The organism is Nocardioides sp. JCM 18999 (assembly GCF_055391175.1).
In genome coordinates this window covers 3,525,679-3,542,295 of sequence record NZ_AP043887.1, presented here as the reverse complement: position 1 = coordinate 3,542,295, position 16,617 = coordinate 3,525,679, and the positions used below count along the sequence as shown (strand labels likewise).

The 16,617-nt window shown below is 68.7% G+C and carries 18 protein-coding genes; 7 read left to right on the top strand and 11 right to left on the bottom strand.

Features of this window, described 5'->3' with window-relative positions:
* Positions 1 to 57 precede the first annotated feature (57 nt).
* Both ACZ5J1_RS17540 and ACZ5J1_RS17535 read right to left on the bottom strand, forming a co-directional pair.
* Entirely contained in the window at positions 58 to 1,479 is a 1,422-nt protein-coding gene (locus ACZ5J1_RS17540) for an MFS transporter (protein ID WP_464560855.1), read from the bottom strand.
* Positions 1,476 to 2,783, bottom strand: coding sequence for a M20/M25/M40 family metallo-hydrolase (locus ACZ5J1_RS17535; RefSeq protein WP_464560853.1), 1,308 nt, complete (start codon positions 2,781 to 2,783; stop codon positions 1,476 to 1,478). Before ACZ5J1_RS17535 ends, ACZ5J1_RS17540 begins: the two co-directional genes overlap by 4 nt.
* A 185-nt stretch (positions 2,784 to 2,968) precedes the next feature.
* On the opposite strand from ACZ5J1_RS17535, the gene trxA reads away from it, so the two are divergent.
* On the top strand, positions 2,969 to 3,298 hold the full coding sequence (gene trxA / locus ACZ5J1_RS17530) for a thioredoxin (protein WP_464560851.1): 330 nt from the start codon (positions 2,969 to 2,971) through the stop codon (positions 3,296 to 3,298).
* A gap of 21 nt (positions 3,299 to 3,319) precedes the next feature.
* Here the strand turns inward: trxA and ACZ5J1_RS17525 are convergent, their stop codons facing one another.
* Positions 3,320 to 3,880, bottom strand: a complete 561-nt coding sequence (locus tag ACZ5J1_RS17525; RefSeq protein ID WP_464560849.1) for a GNAT family N-acetyltransferase — start codon at positions 3,878 to 3,880, stop codon at positions 3,320 to 3,322.
* A 49-nt stretch (positions 3,881 to 3,929) separates the two neighbouring features.
* Between ACZ5J1_RS17525 and ACZ5J1_RS17520 the strand changes: the two genes are divergently transcribed.
* The gene (locus ACZ5J1_RS17520; protein WP_464560847.1) at positions 3,930 to 5,246 is read left to right on the top strand and encodes an aminotransferase-like domain-containing protein; all 1,317 of its coding nucleotides are present in this window, start codon (positions 3,930 to 3,932) and stop codon (positions 5,244 to 5,246) included.
* A 68-nt stretch (positions 5,247 to 5,314) separates the two neighbouring features.
* Here the strand turns inward: ACZ5J1_RS17520 and ACZ5J1_RS17515 are convergent, their stop codons facing one another.
* From ACZ5J1_RS17515 to rpmH, 8 genes are all read right to left on the bottom strand, one after another.
* Complete coding sequence (locus ACZ5J1_RS17515; protein WP_464560845.1) at positions 5,315 to 6,118, bottom strand: ParB/RepB/Spo0J family partition protein; 804 nt, start codon at positions 6,116 to 6,118, stop codon at positions 5,315 to 5,317.
* Positions 6,119 to 6,315: 197 nt separating this feature from the next.
* Entirely contained in the window at positions 6,316 to 7,254 is a 939-nt protein-coding gene (locus tag ACZ5J1_RS17510) for a ParA family protein (protein ID WP_464560844.1), read from the bottom strand.
* 161 nt (positions 7,255 to 7,415) lie between these two features.
* Positions 7,416 to 8,138, bottom strand: a complete 723-nt coding sequence (gene rsmG / locus ACZ5J1_RS17505; RefSeq protein WP_464560842.1) for a 16S rRNA (guanine(527)-N(7))-methyltransferase RsmG — start codon at positions 8,136 to 8,138, stop codon at positions 7,416 to 7,418.
* Positions 8,139 to 8,229: 91 nt separating this feature from the next.
* Positions 8,230 to 8,736: a Jag family protein gene (locus tag ACZ5J1_RS17500; protein ID WP_464560840.1), complete on the bottom strand. Its 507-nt coding sequence runs from the start codon at positions 8,734 to 8,736 to the stop codon at positions 8,230 to 8,232.
* Positions 8,737 to 8,796: 60 nt separating this feature from the next.
* A complete protein-coding gene (gene yidC / locus ACZ5J1_RS17495) occupies positions 8,797 to 9,735 on the bottom strand; it encodes a membrane protein insertase YidC (RefSeq protein ID WP_464560838.1) in 939 nt (312 codons plus the stop codon).
* A gap of 6 nt (positions 9,736 to 9,741) precedes the next feature.
* A complete protein-coding gene (gene yidD / locus ACZ5J1_RS17490; protein ID WP_464560836.1) occupies positions 9,742 to 9,999 on the bottom strand; it encodes a membrane protein insertion efficiency factor YidD in 258 nt (85 codons plus the stop codon).
* Positions 9,996 to 10,331 carry a ribonuclease P protein component gene (gene rnpA, locus ACZ5J1_RS17485; RefSeq protein ID WP_464560834.1) on the bottom strand — a complete coding sequence of 112 codons (336 nt, stop codon included), beginning with the start codon at positions 10,329 to 10,331 and terminating at the stop codon, positions 9,996 to 9,998. The genes yidD and rnpA overlap by 4 nt, the downstream gene beginning before the upstream one ends.
* Positions 10,332 to 10,377: 46 nt before the next feature.
* A complete protein-coding gene (gene rpmH, locus ACZ5J1_RS17480) occupies positions 10,378 to 10,515 on the bottom strand; it encodes a 50S ribosomal protein L34 (RefSeq protein WP_464560832.1) in 138 nt (45 codons plus the stop codon).
* Between the two features lie 332 nt (positions 10,516 to 10,847).
* Here rpmH and dnaA point away from each other — a divergent pair, with 332 nt between their 5' ends.
* The 5 genes from dnaA (at position 10,848) to ACZ5J1_RS17455 (ending at position 16,600) form a co-directional block, all read left to right on the top strand.
* Positions 10,848 to 12,368 carry a chromosomal replication initiator protein DnaA gene (gene dnaA, locus ACZ5J1_RS17475; RefSeq protein WP_464560830.1) on the top strand — a complete coding sequence of 507 codons (1,521 nt, stop codon included), beginning with the start codon at positions 10,848 to 10,850 and terminating at the stop codon, positions 12,366 to 12,368.
* Between the two features lie 376 nt (positions 12,369 to 12,744).
* Positions 12,745 to 13,875, top strand: a complete 1,131-nt coding sequence (dnaN, locus tag ACZ5J1_RS17470) for a DNA polymerase III subunit beta (RefSeq protein WP_464560828.1) — start codon at positions 12,745 to 12,747, stop codon at positions 13,873 to 13,875.
* Positions 13,876 to 13,924: 49 nt separating this feature from the next.
* Positions 13,925 to 14,815, top strand: coding sequence for a phosphogluconate dehydrogenase (NAD(+)-dependent, decarboxylating) (gene gnd, locus ACZ5J1_RS17465; protein ID WP_464560826.1), 891 nt, complete (start codon positions 13,925 to 13,927; stop codon positions 14,813 to 14,815).
* A 56-nt stretch (positions 14,816 to 14,871) separates the two neighbouring features.
* On the top strand, positions 14,872 to 16,062 hold the full coding sequence (recF, locus tag ACZ5J1_RS17460; protein WP_464560824.1) for a DNA replication/repair protein RecF: 1,191 nt from the start codon (positions 14,872 to 14,874) through the stop codon (positions 16,060 to 16,062).
* 13 nt (positions 16,063 to 16,075) lie between these two features.
* Complete coding sequence (locus tag ACZ5J1_RS17455) at positions 16,076 to 16,600, top strand: DciA family protein (protein WP_464560822.1); 525 nt, start codon at positions 16,076 to 16,078, stop codon at positions 16,598 to 16,600.
* The last annotated feature ends 17 nt before the right edge of the window (positions 16,601 to 16,617 follow it).

Below are 16,617 nucleotides of genomic sequence, written 5' to 3'. Positions count from 1 at the left end.
CGAACCCGCCACAGTGTCCCGGTGACACGGTGGCGGGTTCGTCGTCTGTGGGCGGCGTCAGACCGCCACGGCCTCCGAGGAGCGCCGCTGGTGCACGATCGCGAGGATCAGGGCGGCAGCGAGGGCGCTGCCGGCGCAGATCAACCAGACCGTGATGTAGCCCGACAGGGCGGCGTGACCGGTCTCCGGGTCGTCGATCGACCCGGTCGTGGCCAGCGCGATGGCGAAGATCGCCGAGGCGATCGCCCCACCGAGCGTCTTGATCCCGTTGGTCATCCCGGTGCTGAAGCCGACCCGGTCCGGGGGTGAGGCAGCGGCAGCCGCAGCGGGCAGCGCCGCGACCAGCGCACCCGAGCCGACGCCGGCGACCATCATCACCACGACGGTCATCGTCCGGCTGTCGTGGAACGGCACCCAGCCGGCGTACCCCAGCGCGATCAGGACGCTCGAGGTGACCATCGCCCGGGTGACCCCCAGCCTCCGCGCGAGCAACGGGTAGGTGAGCGCGCCGATCATCAGGCTGACGACGTAGAGCCCGATCCGGGTGGCCGTCTCCGAGGCGGTCAGGCCGAAGCCGTAGCCGGCGACGTCCGGGTCGCTGCGCAGGAACGTGGACAGCGGGATCTGCGCACCCAGGATCGAGATGCCGAACAGGAACGCGGTCAGCTGGATCGGCCACTGCGCGGGCTCGCGGAGCAGCCGGATGTCGACCATCGGGTCGGTCAGGCCCATCTCGACCCGGTACCACGGCACGCTGAGCACCGCGGCGAGCGCGAAGAGCAGCCACGGCCACATCGAGCCCGGTCCGTCGAGACGGATCGCGATCAGACCACCCATCACCGCACCCACCATCGCGGTGAGCAGGCCGAACCCGGGCCAGTCGAAGCCACCGCTCGACGTGCCGGCCATCGGTTCGACGCCGAACCAGATCGCCACCAGCGCGAGCGTGACCACGATGGCGGGCAGCGACAGCACGAACGTCATCCCGTAGTTCTCCACGAGCGCACCCGACGTCAGCGCGCCCACGATCACCGACACCTCGAGCACGGCGACCAGGATCGCCGCGGCCCGGCGGGTGAGCAGCTCCTGGCGGCCGGTGCCCGCGGTCCGGCGATGGATGATCGCAACCTCGAGCGGGAGCCAGACGACGTACGCGCCCTGGAGCGCGCAGCCGACCAGGAAGGTGGCGAAGTTCGGGGCCAGGGCCATCACCCAGGAGCCGATCGCGGTGACGAGCGTGGCGATCAGCAGCACCTTGCGGTGCCCGACCAGGTCACCCAGCCGCGCCAGCGGCGGCACCACCAGGGCGGAGACGACGAGCTGGGCGGCCTCGAACCAGTTGATGTCGGCATCGGCGATGTCGAGGTGGTTGGCCATGTCGCTGAAGATCGGGGTGTAGTACCCCTGCAGGATCCCGCTGGCGAACTCGACCACCGCGAGGAACCCGATCACGGCGAGCAGACTGCGAGCGGCGCTCATCGGGTGGTCTCCTTCTCGGCGGTGGAGGTGTTCTCCAGGAAGCGGCGGTACCAACGGATCCCGTCGAGGTAGTCCTCGACCCCGATCCGCTCGTCGGCGCCGTGGATCGCGATGCGCTGGGCCCGGGTCATCCGGAACGGCCCGAAGCGGTAGACCCGCTCGGAGATCTCGGTGAAGAACCGGGAGTCGGTGGCGGCCAGCATGATGTACGGCGCCGGGATGGCGTCCGGGTAGATCTCGGCGATGGTGCGCTCCATCAGGGCGAACCCGGGATCGTCCTGCCACGGCGAGACGGGGCTCGGCTCGTTGGCGTCGACCAGGTCGATCGTGACGCCGTCGTCGTCGATCGCACGGCGCAGTCGCTCCACCACGCCGGCGACGGTGTCGCCGACCATGATCCGCAGGTTGATCCCCGCGCGCACCCGCGAGGGGAGCACGTTGATCGCCTTGGAGCCCTCCAGGGTGGTCAGCGCGACGGTGGTGCGCACCATCGCCGCCGCCTCCGGGCCCGCGAGAGTCAGCGCCCGCGCCGAGACCGGGCCGAGGCGGCCGATTTGGCTGGCCGCGACCCCGATCGGCTTCGGCAGGGCCGGAGCGACCCGCTTGAACAGCTCGGCGGTGACCGGGTGCATCCGCCGCGGCAGCTTCACCCCGTCGACGGCCACGAGCGCCTTGGCGAGCCGAGCGGCCGGACCGCCGGGCATCGGGGTGGATGCGTGTCCACCGTCATCGCTCACGGTGAGGGTGAGCGAGGTGGTGCCCTTCTCGGTCACGCCCACCACACCGACCGGGGCCGCCACGCCGGGGAGGGCCTCGTGCGCGATCGCGCCGCCCTCGTCGACGACCAGCCACGGGCGCACGCCCTGCTCGGTCAGGAAGGCCACGGCCGCCTGGGCGGCGGTGCCGTGCGTCTCCTCGTCGCAGCCGAAGCTCAGCCAGACGTCCGAGCTCGGCACGAACCCCTCACCGAGCAGCGTCTCCACCGACTCGCAGATCGCGGCGACGCAGCCCTTGTCGTCGAGGGTGCCGCGGCCCCACATCTCGCCGTCGATGATCGCGGCGCTGAACGGCGGGTGGGTCCACTCGTCCTCGACCACCGGGACGACGTCGAGGTGGGCCATCAGCACGATCGGGCGCTCGCCACCGGTGCCCGGCCAGCGGATCAGGAGTCCGTGGTGGCCCATCCGGTGCTGCTCCAACGCGTGCACCCCGGGCCACTGGGCGGCCATCGTCTCCAGCAGGACGTCGAACGGATCACGACCGTCGTCGGTCAGGACCGGCTCTCGTCCGGGTTGTCGGGACACGGTCGGTATTTGGATGATCGCGGCTAGTCTTTCGACAGCCGGTGTGATCTGGCTCTCCCTCACCGGCACAGGTTACCCACCAGTATTCGGGAATCGTTTCGGGCGGTAGGCCGTTGAGGAGTCAGACGTTCCGTTCATGGAATCGCCACAGGGGCGAACTCCATCCACCTGAAGGGTTGCCATCCATGGCTGACAACATCGCCGCCGTGACCGACGCTGAGTTCGACACGTCCGTCCTCCAGTCCGACAAGCCGGTCCTCGTTGACTTCTGGGCCGAGTGGTGTGGCCCGTGCAAGCAGGTCGCTCCGATCCTCGACGAGATCGCTGGGGAGCACGGTGACAAGGTCACGTTCCTCAAGATGAACGTCGACGAGAACCCGGTGACCCCGAGCAACTACCGCGTCACGGGCATTCCCACGATCAACGTCTACCAGGGCGGTCAGGTCGTGAAGAGCATCGTCGGTGCCCGCCCGAAGGCGGCCATCCTCAACGAGCTGGCTGACTTCATCAAGTGATCAGCGACGGCTGATCACCGATCAGCCGCCCGGCTGTGCCCCAGTGCCCTCGCGGTGCTGGGGCACAGCTGACTTCGGGGGCCGGACGATCCCGACGAGCCGTTCGACCGCCTCCTCGATCTCCGAGCGCCAGGTCACCAGGGAGCGCAGCTCCATCCGCATCCGCGGGGAGATCGGGTGGCGCCGTACGGTCTTGAAACCGACCCGGGCCAGGAAGCTGGTCGGCGCACTGCGCCCACCGAAGGCCTCGATGGCCCGGAATCCGCCGCGCTTGAGCACGTCGGCAGCCATCGCCCGCACCAGGCCCCGTCCCACCCCGAGATCGCGGTGCTCCGGGTCGACCCAGAGCTCGAGCATCACCAGGGCGTCCTCGCCGACGGAGGCCAGCGCCAGGTGGGCGTGCTCGGGGATCAGGCCCGCCGGCGCGTAGAGCACGAAACCGATCGCCTGGTCGTCGATCAGCGCGATCCGGCCGCACGACCCCCACTCGCGCAGCATGGTCGAGACCCAGACCTCCAGCTCCGGGTCGTCGCGCATCTCGGCGAGGTGGTCGAGTGTGATGGGAAGAACCTTGTGTCCCATGTGAACCGCCTTCACGCTCAGGGGCTTCATGGCTCAGAATAGGCGGATCATGTCTATCGAACCCGCGCGCGCCCGGCCCGTCCTCGACCCCTACGTCGATCGGTACGCAGCCAGGACCGCAGGGATGACCGCTTCGGAGATTCGAGCGCTCTTCGCGGTCGCCTCCCGGCCCGAGGTGGTCTCGCTGGCCGGCGGGATGCCGAACATCAGCGGGCTCCCCCTCGACGTGGTCGGTCACGCGATCAACGACCTGGTGCTCACCCAGGGTCCGGTGGCGATGCAGTACGGCTCGGGCCAGGGCACGCCGGAGCTGCGTGAGCAGATCACCGAGATCATGCGCCTGGAGGGCATCGAGGCGCATGCCGACGACGTCGTCGTCACGGTCGGTTCGCAGCAGGCCGTCGACCTGGTCACCCGGATCTTCTGCGACCCGGGCGACGTCGTGCTGTGCGAGGCCCCGTCGTACGTCGGCGCGCTCGGTGTCTTCAAGTCCTACCAGTGCGAGGTCGTGCACGCGGAGATGGACGCGGACGGCCTGATCCCCGACGCGGTCCGCAACGCCATCCGCGCCACCAAGGCGGCGGGCAAGACGATCAAGTTCCTCTACACGATCCCGAACTTCCACAACCCGGCCGGCGTGACGCTGACCGTCGAGCGCCGCCGCGAGATCGTGGAGATCTGCGCCGAGGAGAACATCCTCATCCTGGAAGACAACCCGTACGGTCTGCTCGGCTTCGACCAGGAGCCGATGCCCGCGATGCGCTCGATGTCGTCGGAGAACATCATCTACCTGGGGTCGTTCTCCAAGACGTTCGCTCCCGGCTTCCGGGTCGGCTGGGCGCTCGCCCCGCACAGCGTGCGGGAGAAGCTCGTCCTGGCGCAGGAGTCGGCGACGCTGTGCCCGCCGCAGTTCAGCCAGATGGCGATCTCCGCCTATCTCGCGAACCACGACTGGGAAGCCCAGATCAAGGACTTCCGCGAGATGTACCGCGAGCGTCGCGACGCGATGATCGGTGCGCTCTCGGACATGATGCCGCCGTCGGTCCGCTGGAACGTGCCGGACGGCGGGTTCTACGTCTGGATCACGCTGCCCCCGGGGATCAACGCCAAGGCGATGCTGCCCCGCGCCGTCACCGCCCGGGTCGCCTACGTCCCCGGCACCGCCTTCTTCGCCGACGGCTTCGGCTCGTCGTCGATGCGGCTCTCGTTCTGCTACCCCACCCCCGAGCGGATCCGTGAAGGCGTACGACGCCTCGCCGGCGTCCTCGAGGCGGAGATGGAGCTGCAGAGCACCTTCGGCATCGACGACACCACCGAGATCCGTCTGGGCTCCGGGCCGGACAACCCCACCACGAACACGCTGTAACCGGCCTCCGAAAAGCGTTAAGCCGATAAGTCGACAAAACGACTTATCGGCTTATTGCTTTTCTGGGGTCAGCGAGCGTCGCGATCGATGATCTCGGTGATCCGCTGCAGGTCGGCCAGGGTGGCGAACTCGATCGTGACCTTGCCCTTGGCCTTGCCCATGTCGACCTTCACCCGGGTCTCGAGACGGTCCGAGAGTCGGTCGGCGATGTCGACCAGGCCCGGGGCCTTGAGCTTGGGCAGGCGGGCGCTGCGCCGCGGGGTGGTGCCGTGCTCGCCGATGGCGACGATCTCCTCGAGGGAGCGGACGCTGATGCCCTCCTTGACGACGCGCTCGGCCAACCGGTCCTGCGCCTCGGAGTCCTCGATGCCCAGCAGGGCGCGAGCATGCCCGGCCGAGAGCACGCCGGCAGCGACCCGGCGCTGGACGGCGGGGCTGAGCTTCATCAGCCGCAGCGTGTTGGAGATCTGCGGGCGGGAGCGGCCGATCCGGCTGGCGAGCTCCTCGTGGGTGCAGCCGAAGTCCTCGAGCAGCTGCTGGTAGGCGGCCGCCTCCTCGAGCGGGTTGAGCTGCGAGCGGTGCAGGTTCTCCAGCAGCGCATCGCGCAGCATGTCGGTGTCGTCGGTCTCGCGGACGATCGCGGGGATCGTCTCGAGGTCGGCGAGCTGGGTGGCACGCCACCGGCGCTCACCCATGACCAGCTCGTAGCGGTTCGACCCGGCCGGGCGGACCACGATCGGCTGGAGGAGACCGACTTCCTTGATCGAGGCGACCAGCTCGTCCATCGCCTCGGGCTCGAAGACCGTCCGCGGGTTGACCGCGTTCGGGGCGATCGAGGTGACCGGGAGCTCGGCGAAATAAGCGCCCTCCACCGGCTTCAAGTCGACATTTCCGATCTGAGGGCCTGTCGCAGGAGCGGCGGGCACCGGGTCCGGGGCAGGGCTGTTCGTGCGCTCAGCAGGAATGTCCGCATTCTGGTCCACCGGGTTGACGGAAGCTTCCACTGGCGGAGCGGTCGGAATCAGGGACCCCAGACCCCGGCCGAGACCGCGCTTGTTCGGACCTGCCATCAGAGTGAAACTCCCTTGGTTGCGATCTCACGGGCCGCCTCGAGGTAGCTCAGAGCACCCGGCGAACCTGGATCGTAGGTCATCACCGTCTGGCCGTACGACGGCGCCTCCGAGACGCGGACGGACCGCGGAATGTACGTCTTGATCACCTGGTCGCCGAAGTGCGCCTTCACCTCGTCGGCCACCCCGGAGGCGAGCCGCGTCCGGGCGTCGAACATGGTGATGAGGATGGTGCTCACCGCGAGCGTCGGGTTGAGCGCAGCCCGGACCATGTCGATCGTCTTGAGCAGCTGGGAGAGTCCCTCGAGCGCGTAGTACTCCGCCTGGATCGGGATCATCACCTCGGCGCCCGCGACGAGGGCGTTGACCGTGAGCAGGCCCAGCGAGGGCGGGCAGTCGATGAAGACGTAGTCCCAGCGGTCCTCGCCCGCCGTGGCGGCGTCCCCGACGCGGGGGTGGCTCCGGAGCGCCTTGTGCAGCCGCTGCTCGCGAGCGACCACGCTGACCAGCTCGATCTCGGCGCCGGCCAGGTCGATGGTCGCCGGGACGACGTCGAGGCCCGGCACGTCGGCCGCGGGGACGACCACGTCGGCCAGGGGGACGGCGTCGACCAGGAGCTCATAGGTCCCGGGCGTGCCCTGGTAGTGGTCGATGCTGAGTGCGGTCGACGCGTTGCCCTGCGGGTCGAGGTCGATGATCAGGACCCGCTGGCCGAGCTGGGCGAGGGCCGCGGCGACGTTGACCGTCGAGGTGGTCTTGCCGACGCCGCCCTTCTGGTTGGCCACGACGAAGATCCGGGTGGCGTCAGGACGCGGCATCGCCGGGCGCTGGGAGGCGTCCATCCGAGCGAGCACGCTGTGCTCCGCGGCCTTGGCCAGCGGCGTCTCGTCGTCACTGATCCGGTCGGGGAGATCGGCGAGGTCCGAGGCCCGCCGCACCTGGTACGGCGCGCTGGTTTCACGTGAAACGTCGTCCGTCGTCGGCTGTGGATGAGACCCGCCGATCTGTGGAGAACTGGCCGTTTCACGCTCAGGGTGACCGGTGGAAAACTCTTGACCGATCGACTGGCCGGACCCCGCGACGGGGTACTGATCCTGGCTCACGAGCGACGCCTTCCGTGCTTGCTCTTCGTGGAACTGGTCCGCCTCGCGGAGACGGGCAACGATACGCGGGTCGGATCGGCCCAAGCCACCCGAACAGCCACAGTCGTCTCCTCCAGCTGCCCCTCACCGAGGAGCAGCACCTCCGGTGCCGCGCAGCCGAAGCGTGCCAACGTCGGAGCGGCGGTCTCGATCTCCGCCTCGATCGAGGAGCCCTTCATGGCCACCAGGGCGCCCTCCGGGGACACCAGGGGCATCGACCACTCCAGCAGCCGCTCCAGCGGAGCCACGGCACGGGAGGTGACGACGTCGAAGGACCGCTCGCCGTGCAGCGCGTCGGCACGTCCACGGACCACCTCGACGTTCGCCAGCTCGAGCGCCTCGCAGACCTCGGTCAGGAACGTCGTACGGCGCAGCAGCGGCTCGACCAGCGTGACCTGGAGATCAGGCCGGACGATGGCCACCACGAGGCCAGGGAGGCCGGCCCCGGAGCCGATGTCGGCCATGGCCACCCCGGCCGGGATGACGTCGGCCAGCGACGCGCAGTTCAGCAGGTGGCGGTCCCAGAGCCGCGGAACCTCGCGAGGCCCGATCAGGCCGCGCACGGTGCCGGCGTCAGCCAGCCAGGCGGCGTACGCCTCGAGGACCGGGAGTCGGTCCGCAGCGATCATCGCCGTGGCAGCTGTCGGGGTCGGTGGGGGAGCGATGGGGTCATCGGTCATCGGGGAGCTCCTGTTTCACGTGAAACGACGGGAGGGGGCAGGAATGACGAAGGGCGCTGTTTCACGTGAAACAGCGCCCTTCATCGGAACCTCAAGCAGGCTGGACGACCACGTACCGACGCGGCTCGGCGCCCTCGGAGGAGGAGACCAGGCCGGCAGCGGCGATGGCGTCGTGGACGACCTTCCGCTCGAACGGCGGCATCGGGTCGAGCGAGACCGGCGAACCGGACTCCTTCACCTGGGCCACCGTCTCAGCGGCGAGCTGCTCCAGGACGGCGCGCTTCTCGGCGCGGAAGCCGGCGACGTCCAGCATCAGGCGGGAGCGCTCACCGGTCTCGCGGTAGACGGCCAGGCGGGTCAGCTCCTGCAGAGCCTCGAGCACCTCACCGTTGCGGCCGACCAAGTTGGAGAGATCTCCACCCACGATGGAGACCGAGGCACGGTCGCCGTCGACGTCCATGTCCAGGTCGCCGTCCAGGTCGGCGATGTCGAGGAGCTCCTCGAGGTAGTCCGCGGCGATGTCGCCCTCGTTCTCCAGCGCGGCGACCCGTCCGTCCACCGGTGCGGTCGTCTCGATCACGTCGTTGTCTTGCGTCACTTCACTGTCCTTCTCGGGAGTGGAGGCCGGCGAACCGGCCCAGGTCTGTGGGGGAGCGCCTCAGCGCTGCGGACCCTGGTTCTTCTTGCGGTCGGCCTTCGACTGCCGCTTCGGCTGCTGGCGCGGAGGCGTCGGCTTCTCGTCCACGATCTCCGTCTCGACGACGTCGGTCAGCTGGCCCTTGGCCGCCGCCTTCGCCCGGTCGCGCTTCTCCTTCTCCTTGGCAGCAGGAGTGCCGGGAGCGGGGTTGTTCCGGATGACGTAGAACTGCTGGCCCATGGTCCAGAGGTTGGAGGTCGTCCAGTAGATCATCAGCGCGATCGGGAAGGCGATACCACCGACGGCGAAGACGACGGGGAGCACGTAGAGCAGGATCTTCTGCTGCTGGGCGTAGGGACCGCTGAGCGCGTCGGCCGGCATGTTCTTGCTCATCAGCTGACGCTGGGTGACGAACGTGGTCACGGTCATCGCGATGACCAGGATGATCGCGAGCACGACCACGTTGGTCGTGGTGTGGTTGGTCAGGGACTCCGAGATCTTCGCTCCGAAGATCTCGCTGTTCTTGAGCCCGTTCGCGTCCTGCTTGTCCAGGAAGCCCTTCGGGACGCCGTCGGCCGCGTTGTTGATCAGGTGGAACAGCGCCAGGAAGATCGGCATCTGGATGATCAGCGGCAGGCACGAGGCGAACGGGTTGGTGCCCGACTCCTTGTACAGCGACATCGTCTCCTGAGCCAGGCGCTCACGGTCGTGGCCGTACTTCTTCTGGAGCTCCTTGACCTTCGGCTGGATCAGCTGCATGTTCCGGCTGGAGTTGATCTGCTTGACGAAGAGCGGGATCAGCATCGCCCGGATCGTGACCGTCAGACCGACGATCGACAGCGTCCACACCCAGCCGTTCTCCGGGTCCATGAACAGGCTGAACAGCCAGTGCCACGCCAAGAGGATCGCCGAGATGGCGTAGTAGAGCGGCGTGCCAATGGCAACGATGATGTCTCCCACGAGGGATCAGACTCCTTGTTCGACGGGGTCATGCTGGTGATCCAGCAGAGGCTTCTTCGGGACCGGGTCATAACCACCCGCGGCCCAAGGATGGCACCGGGCCAAGCGACGCGCAGCCAACCAGCTGCCGCGCAGCGAGCCGTGCACCTGCACGGACTCGAGCGCGTAGGCGGAACAGCTGGGGTGGTACCGGCAGACCTGCCCGTAGAGCGGGCTGATCAGGAACCGGTAGGCGCGGAGCAACCCGATGAGCAGGTACTTCACGACGCCTCCCGGTGAAGACGTTCGAGACAACGCGACAAATCAGCGTTGAGCTCGGCCGAGGAAGCCTCGGCCGAGGCAGGAAGTGCCCGGACGACGAGCACAACAGAGCCCGGGAGCGCAGTGAGCAGCTCCCGGGCCTGGTGACGAAGACGGCGCTTCACGCGGTTGCGAGTGACCGCTGATCCGACAGCCTTGCTGACCACGAAACCCACCCGGGGCGGGTGCGTCATCCCGTCCGATGCCGACTCAGGGAGCCAGGCATGAACCACGACGGTGCGCGACGCCGCACGGCGACCTCGACGGACCGCGGCTGAGAAGCCGTCCGGGTCCACGAGACGCTGCGACCGGGGAAGCACGGTCAGCGGAGGCTGTCGAGCATCAGACAGCGAGTTCGCTGCGGCCCTTGCGACGACGGGCCGAGAGGATCGCGCGGCCGGCACGGGTACGCATGCGCAGGCGGAAACCGTGCGTCTTGGCACGACGACGGTTGTTCGGCTGGTAAGTACGCTTGCTCACGAGGATGTCCTTTGATCAGTTCTTGGGAAGTGTCCGCCCGAGCGACATCCGTGCGTGTAGCACTTCTCGTCATTCCAGCGACCGCCAAACGGTACGCGTTGCCGAATGACAGGGTCAAACCCTCGACGACACCCCCGTCCGAGCCGCCGAAGAGCCTGTGGACAACATGTTGCTCCGGCACCGACGGGAGAGTTAAGTTCACGGCCTACTCCAGACCCTTTCAGCGTGAAATACGCTCCACAGCTTGTGGACAAAGGTGTGGAGAGACTCGAACCCACCACACGGCGCCTTCGCATCGCGGAGGTCGCTTTGTCGACACGGAAGGCCGTTGCATGGACGCCGACGCCGCCGGGGACAGCACCGCTGACACCCCTTTGGATCGAGCCTGGCGGGCGGTCGTCGCGGGACTCCAGCCGAGCCAGCAGGCCTGGGTCCGTACCAGCGCCCCGGTCGCCATCCACGGTGACACGGCGATCGTCGCGGTGCCGAACGACTTCACCCGGAACCGGCTCGAGGGTGCCCTGCGCGGCCAGCTCGAGGAGGCGCTCTCGATCGAGCTCGCCGCCGAGGTGCGGATCGCCGTCACGGTCAACCCCGAGCTCGAGACCGAAGCCGTCGAGCCCGTCGCCGCCCAGCCGGCGGTTCCCGCGACCTCCGGTCTGCCGGCTCTGCCCGGGGACGACGAGACCCTCGCCACGTCGATCCCCTCCGAGGACAACGACTACCTCGCGCCCCGCCGCGATGCGCCCGCACCCGGCCTGGTGCCGACCCCGCCGCGTCCGCAGCGACCCGAGGAAGCCGCGCAGAGCTCGCTCGAGACCCGGCTGAACCCCAAGTACACCTTCGAGACGTTCGTCATCGGGTCCTCGAACCGGTTCCCGCACGCGGCCGCGATCGCCGTGTCCGAGGCTCCCGGCCGCGCCTACAACCCGCTGCTGGTCTACGGGGAGTCCGGGCTGGGCAAGACCCACCTGCTGCACGCGATCGGTCACTACGTCCGTTCGCTCTACCACGGGGCGAAGGTGCGCTACGTGAGCTCGGAGGAGTTCACGAACGAGTTCATCAACGCGATCCGTGACGACCGGCAGGACCGGTTCAAGCGTCGGTACCGCGACGTCGACGTCCTCCTGATCGACGACATCCAGTTCCTCGAGGGCAAGACGCAGACGCAGGAGGAGTTCTTCCACACCTTCAACGCGCTGCACAACGCCAACAAGCAGATCGTGCTGACCTCCGACCGGAGCCCGAAGCGGCTCGAGGCGCTGGAGGACCGGCTGCGCAACCGGTTCGAGTGGGGACTGATCACCGACGTCCAGCCGCCGGACGTCGAGACCCGGATCGCGATCCTGCGGAAGAAGGCCGCCATGGAGCGCCTCACCGCACCGCCGGACGTGCTCGAGTTCATCGCGACCAAGATCCAGACCAACATCCGGGAGCTCGAGGGCGCCCTGATCCGGGTGACCGCGTTCGCGAACCTCAACCGCCAGGACGTCGACATGCCCCTGGCCGAGATCGTGCTCAAGGACCTCATCCCCGACGGCGGCGAGCCGGAGATCACGACCGGGCTGATCATCGCCCAGACCTCGCAGTACTTCGGGATCTCGATCGACGAGATCACCGGGCCGTCCCGTGGGCGCCACCTGGTGATGGCCCGGCAGATCGCGATGTACCTGTGCCGTGAGCTGACCGACCTGTCCCTGCCGAAGATCGGCGCCCAGTTCGGCGGCCGCGACCACACCACGGTCATGTACGCCGAGCGGAAGATCAACCAGCTCCTCGCGGAGCGTCGTGCGGTCTTCAACCAGGTCACCGAGCTCACCAACCGGGTCAAGGTCACGGCTCGTCAGGGCTGATCCAGCCTGTGCACAACTGCGGTCAGACAAATGAATTACACGGTGGTGAGATGCGGAACTACAACGTCCGAGTGCACAGGGCGCCGCGCCGTTCCACACCAGAACGTGTAGTTCCCCGAGTTCATCCACACCCCCTGTGAGTCATCATTTCGAGGGCTGACCTGCGGAAACACCGGTTGTCCACAGTTTCCACCGAGGCTATGACTCCTATGAACCTCTAACCGGATCGATCTCTCGTGAAATCCACTCCACGCCCTTACCTGGGGAAAACCACACCGGACTCCCGCTCGGTGGGCGTGCGTGGCAGGATTCAGATCCCATGTCCGCTCCCATGTCCTGACATGAACCCCGTCATGACCGCGAAAGGTCGTACACCGTGAAGTTCCGCGTCGACCGCGACGTCTTCGCCGAGGCCGTGGCCTGGGCTGCCCGCAGCCTGCCCGTCCGTCCGAGCACGCCCGTCCTCTCCGGACTCCTGATCGAGGCGACCGATGCCGGTCTGGTGCTCTCGAGCTTCGACTACGAGACGTCGGCTCGCGCCACGCTCACCGCCGAGGTCGCCGACGAGGGCACCGCCCTGGTCAGCGGGAAGCTCCTGGCCGACATCGTGCGCAGCCTCCCGGCCAAGCCGGTCGAGCTCGCCCTCGACGGCGCCCGGGTCAGCCTGACCTGCGGCTCGGCGCGGTTCAGCCTGCAGACGATGCCGGTCGAGGACTACCCGACGCTGCCCGAGATGCCGACCGCTGCCGGCACCGTGACCAGCGAGGACTTCGCCCACGCCGTGTCGCAGGCGGTCACCGCCGCCGGTCGTGACGACATGCTGCCGGTGCTCACCGGTGTCCGCCTCGAGATCGACGGCTCGACGATCTCGCTGCTGGCCACCGACCGCTTCCGGCTCTCGATCCGCGAGGTCGCCTGGAACCCCTCCACGCCCGACTCCACGCTGGCCGCCCTGGTCCCGGCGAAGGTCCTGGCCGACACGGCCAAGTCGCTCACCGCCGGGTCGGAGATCACGATCGCCCTGGCCACCGGCGGCGCCGGTGAGGGGATCATCGGCTTCGAGGGCCAGGTCGCCGGCGGAGTCCGCCGTACGACGACCCGCCTCCTCGACGGGGAGTTCCCCAAGGTGCGCAGCCTCTTCCCGACCGAGCACCTCACGGTCGCGAAGGTCTCCAAGGCCGAGCTGATCGACTCGGTCAAGCGCGTCTCCCTGGTCGCCGAGCGCAACACCGCGGTCCAGCTCGCCTTCAACGACGGCGTCCTCACCCTCGATGCCGGCAGCGGCGACGAGGCGCAGGCGTCGGAGTCGATCAGCGCTGACACCACCGGCGAGGACCTGACCACGGGCTTCAACCCGCAGTACCTGCTCGACGGACTGAACGCGATCGATGCCGGGGTGGTCGAGCTGGCCTTCACCCAGGCGTCCAAGCCGGTCGTCATCTCCGGCGCTGAGGACGCGGAGAACCAGTTCCGCTACCTGCTGATGCCGCGTCGTCTGCTCTCCTGACGACGCCACTCACCCGAACCAAGCCACGAACCACGCGAAGGAACCCGCCATGCATCTCGGTCTGATCGGTCTGGGCAAGATGGGCGGCAACATGCGCACGCGACTGCGCAACGCCGGCCACGAGGTCACCGGCTTCGACTTCAATCCGGACGTCACCGACGTGGCCAGCCTGGAGGAGCTCGTCGCCGCGCTGCCCTCGCCGAAGGTGGTCTGGGTGATGGTCCCCGCGGGCGACCCGACCCGCTCCACGATCGCCTCCCTCAAGGAGCTCCTCGGCGACGGCGACCTGGTCGTCGACGGCGGCAACTCGAAGTACACCGACGACGCGATCAACGCGGCCTCCCTGGCGGAGAAGGGCATCGGCTTCGTCGACTGCGGCGTCTCCGGCGGTGTCTGGGGCCTGCAGAACGGCTACGCCCTGATGTACGGCGGCAAGGCGGAGGACGCCGCCAAGGTGATGCCGGCGCTCGAGGCGCTCAAGCCGTCCCACACCGAGGACGGCCTGGTCCACTGCGGTCCGACCCCGGGTGCCGGGCACTTCGCCAAGATGGTTCACAACGGCATCGAGTACGCGATGATGCAGTCCTACGCCGAGGGCTGGGAGCTGCTCGAGAAGGTCGACATCGTCGAGAACGTCCCGGAGATCTTCGCCTCCTGGCGCACCGGCACCGTGGTCCGCTCCTGGCTGCTGGACCTGCTGGTCGACCAGATCCGCGCCGACGAGCACCTTGACGAGATCCGCGGCTACGCCGAGGACTCGGGTGAGGGTCGCTGGACCGTCGAGGCCGCCATCGAGAACGCCGTCCCCGTGCCGGCCATCTCCGCCTCCCTCTTCGCCCGCTTCGTCTCCCGCCAGGAGGACGACTACGCGATGAAGGCGATCGCCGCGATGCGCAACGGGTTCGGTGGTCACGCGGTGATCTCCGAGTCGGAGGCGTGACCCGCCCCCTCCGTCGTGATCGATAAAGAGATAAGTCGACTTATTGACTTTCGGAGGTGAGGGCGTCGCACGTCAGCCACCTCACCCTGCACAACTTCCGCTCCTACGCTGACGTCGAGGTTCCGCTCGACGCGGGCGTCACGGCGTTCGTCGGCCTCAACGGTCAGGGCAAGACCAACCTGGTCGAGGCGATCGACTACCTGTCCCGGCTGCAGTCACACCGGGTCGCCACGGATGCCCCACTGATCCGTGCCGGTGCCGAGCAGGCCCTCATCCGGGCCGCCGTCATCCGTGACGGGCGGACCGCGACGCTCGAGGTCGAGCTCAACCCGGGCCGGGCCAACCGGGCGCGGATCAACCGGTCACCGCTTCCCCGGACGCGGGACCTGATCGGCCTCGTCCGCACCGTCGTGTTCTCCCCCGAGGACCTGACCCTGGTCAAGGGCGACCCGTCCGACCGGCGCCGGTTCCTCGACGACCTCCTCGTCCTCCGGACGCCGCGCCTGGCCGGTGTCCGGGCCGACTACGAGAAGGTGCTCCGGCAACGCAACACCCTGCTCAAGTCCGCTCGCGCCCGTCGAGGTGCCGGAGCCGAGGGGATGCTCGCGACGCTCGGGGTCTGGGACGAGCAGCTGGCCCGCGCCGGTGCCGAGATCCTGGCCGCCCGGCTCTCCCTCGTCGACGCGCTCGGTCCCTACGTGGCGAAGGCCTACGAAGCCGTCGCCCGCGGGGCGACCCGCGACGACGCCGAGATCGAGTACCGCTCGTCGGTCGACCTGAGCGGCGTCGATCCCGCACTCGCCGGCGACCTGGGTGAGCGCGGCGTCGACGTCCGCCCACTGATCGAGCAGATCCTGCTGGCCGAGATCGACCGACGCCGTTCCGACGAGCTCGACCGCGCCGTCTCCCTCGTCGGGCCGCACCGCGACGACCTCGTCCTCACCATCGCCGGCGACGGCCAGCGGTTGCCGGTCAAGGGGTACGCCTCGCACGGGGAGTCCTGGTCGTTCGCGCTGGCGCTCAAGCTGGCCGCCTACGACCTGCTCCGATCCGAGGGCGACGACCCGATCCTGATCCTCGACGACGTCTTCGCCGAGCTCGACACCGGACGCCGGGAGCGGTTGGCCGACCTGGTCGCCGGTGCGGAGCAGGTGCTGGTCACGGCCGCGGTCGGTGCCGACGTACCCGAGGCGCTGCAGGGCACACGCTTCCTGGTCCGGGCCGGGGAGGTCTCACGTGAATCCTGAGGACGAGGCACCCGTGGGTGCGACGCCGCCGGAGGAGCCGGAGCCGGCACCCGACGGGCTGGACCTGGCCCGTTCCCTGACCCGGGCGGTGGCGAACGCGTCGCCACGGGCCAAGGCCCGCAACCGCAACCGTTCGTCGACGCGGAAGTCTCCCCGGGTGAGCGGGGCCCATCCGGACGACCGCGACCCGCAGCTGCTCGAAGGACTGGTGGGTCGGCTGGTCGAGGACCGCGGCTGGCAGGTCGACCTCAAGGTGCAGAGCGTGCTCAGCCGGTGGGCCGAGCTGGTCGGCGACCAGATCGGCGACCACTCCTCCCCGGAGACCTTCGCCGACGGGAAGCTCGTGGTCCGCACCGACTCGACCGCCTGGGCCACCCAGCTGCGCCTCTTCCTGCCCGACATCCTGCGCCGGCTCAACACCGAGCTCGGGCACGGAACGGTGCTCGAGATCGAGGTCCTCGGGCCGGTCGGACCGACCTGGAAGAAGGGCCCCCGATCCATCCGCGGGGCCCGTGGACCACGCGACACCTACGGCTGATCAGCGGCCCGGTCGCC

Excerpts from the sequence above, each read along its gene's own strand:
- ACZ5J1_RS17540 (WP_464560855.1), bottom strand. The coding sequence starts at position 1,479 with ATGAGCGCCGCTCGCAGTCTGCTCGCCGTGATCGGGTTCCTCGCGGTG.
- trxA (WP_464560851.1), top strand. The coding sequence starts at position 2,969 with ATGGCTGACAACATCGCCGCCGTGACCGACGCTGAGTTCGACACGTCC.
- ACZ5J1_RS17525 (WP_464560849.1), bottom strand. The coding sequence starts at position 3,880 with ATGGGACACAAGGTTCTTCCCATCACACTCGACCACCTCGCCGAGATG.
- ACZ5J1_RS17520 (WP_464560847.1), top strand. The coding sequence starts at position 3,930 with ATGTCTATCGAACCCGCGCGCGCCCGGCCCGTCCTCGACCCCTACGTC.
- rsmG (WP_464560842.1), bottom strand. The coding sequence starts at position 8,138 with ATGACCGATGACCCCATCGCTCCCCCACCGACCCCGACAGCTGCCACG.
- dnaA (WP_464560830.1), top strand. The coding sequence starts at position 10,848 with ATGGACGCCGACGCCGCCGGGGACAGCACCGCTGACACCCCTTTGGAT.
- gnd (WP_464560826.1), top strand. The coding sequence starts at position 13,925 with ATGCATCTCGGTCTGATCGGTCTGGGCAAGATGGGCGGCAACATGCGC.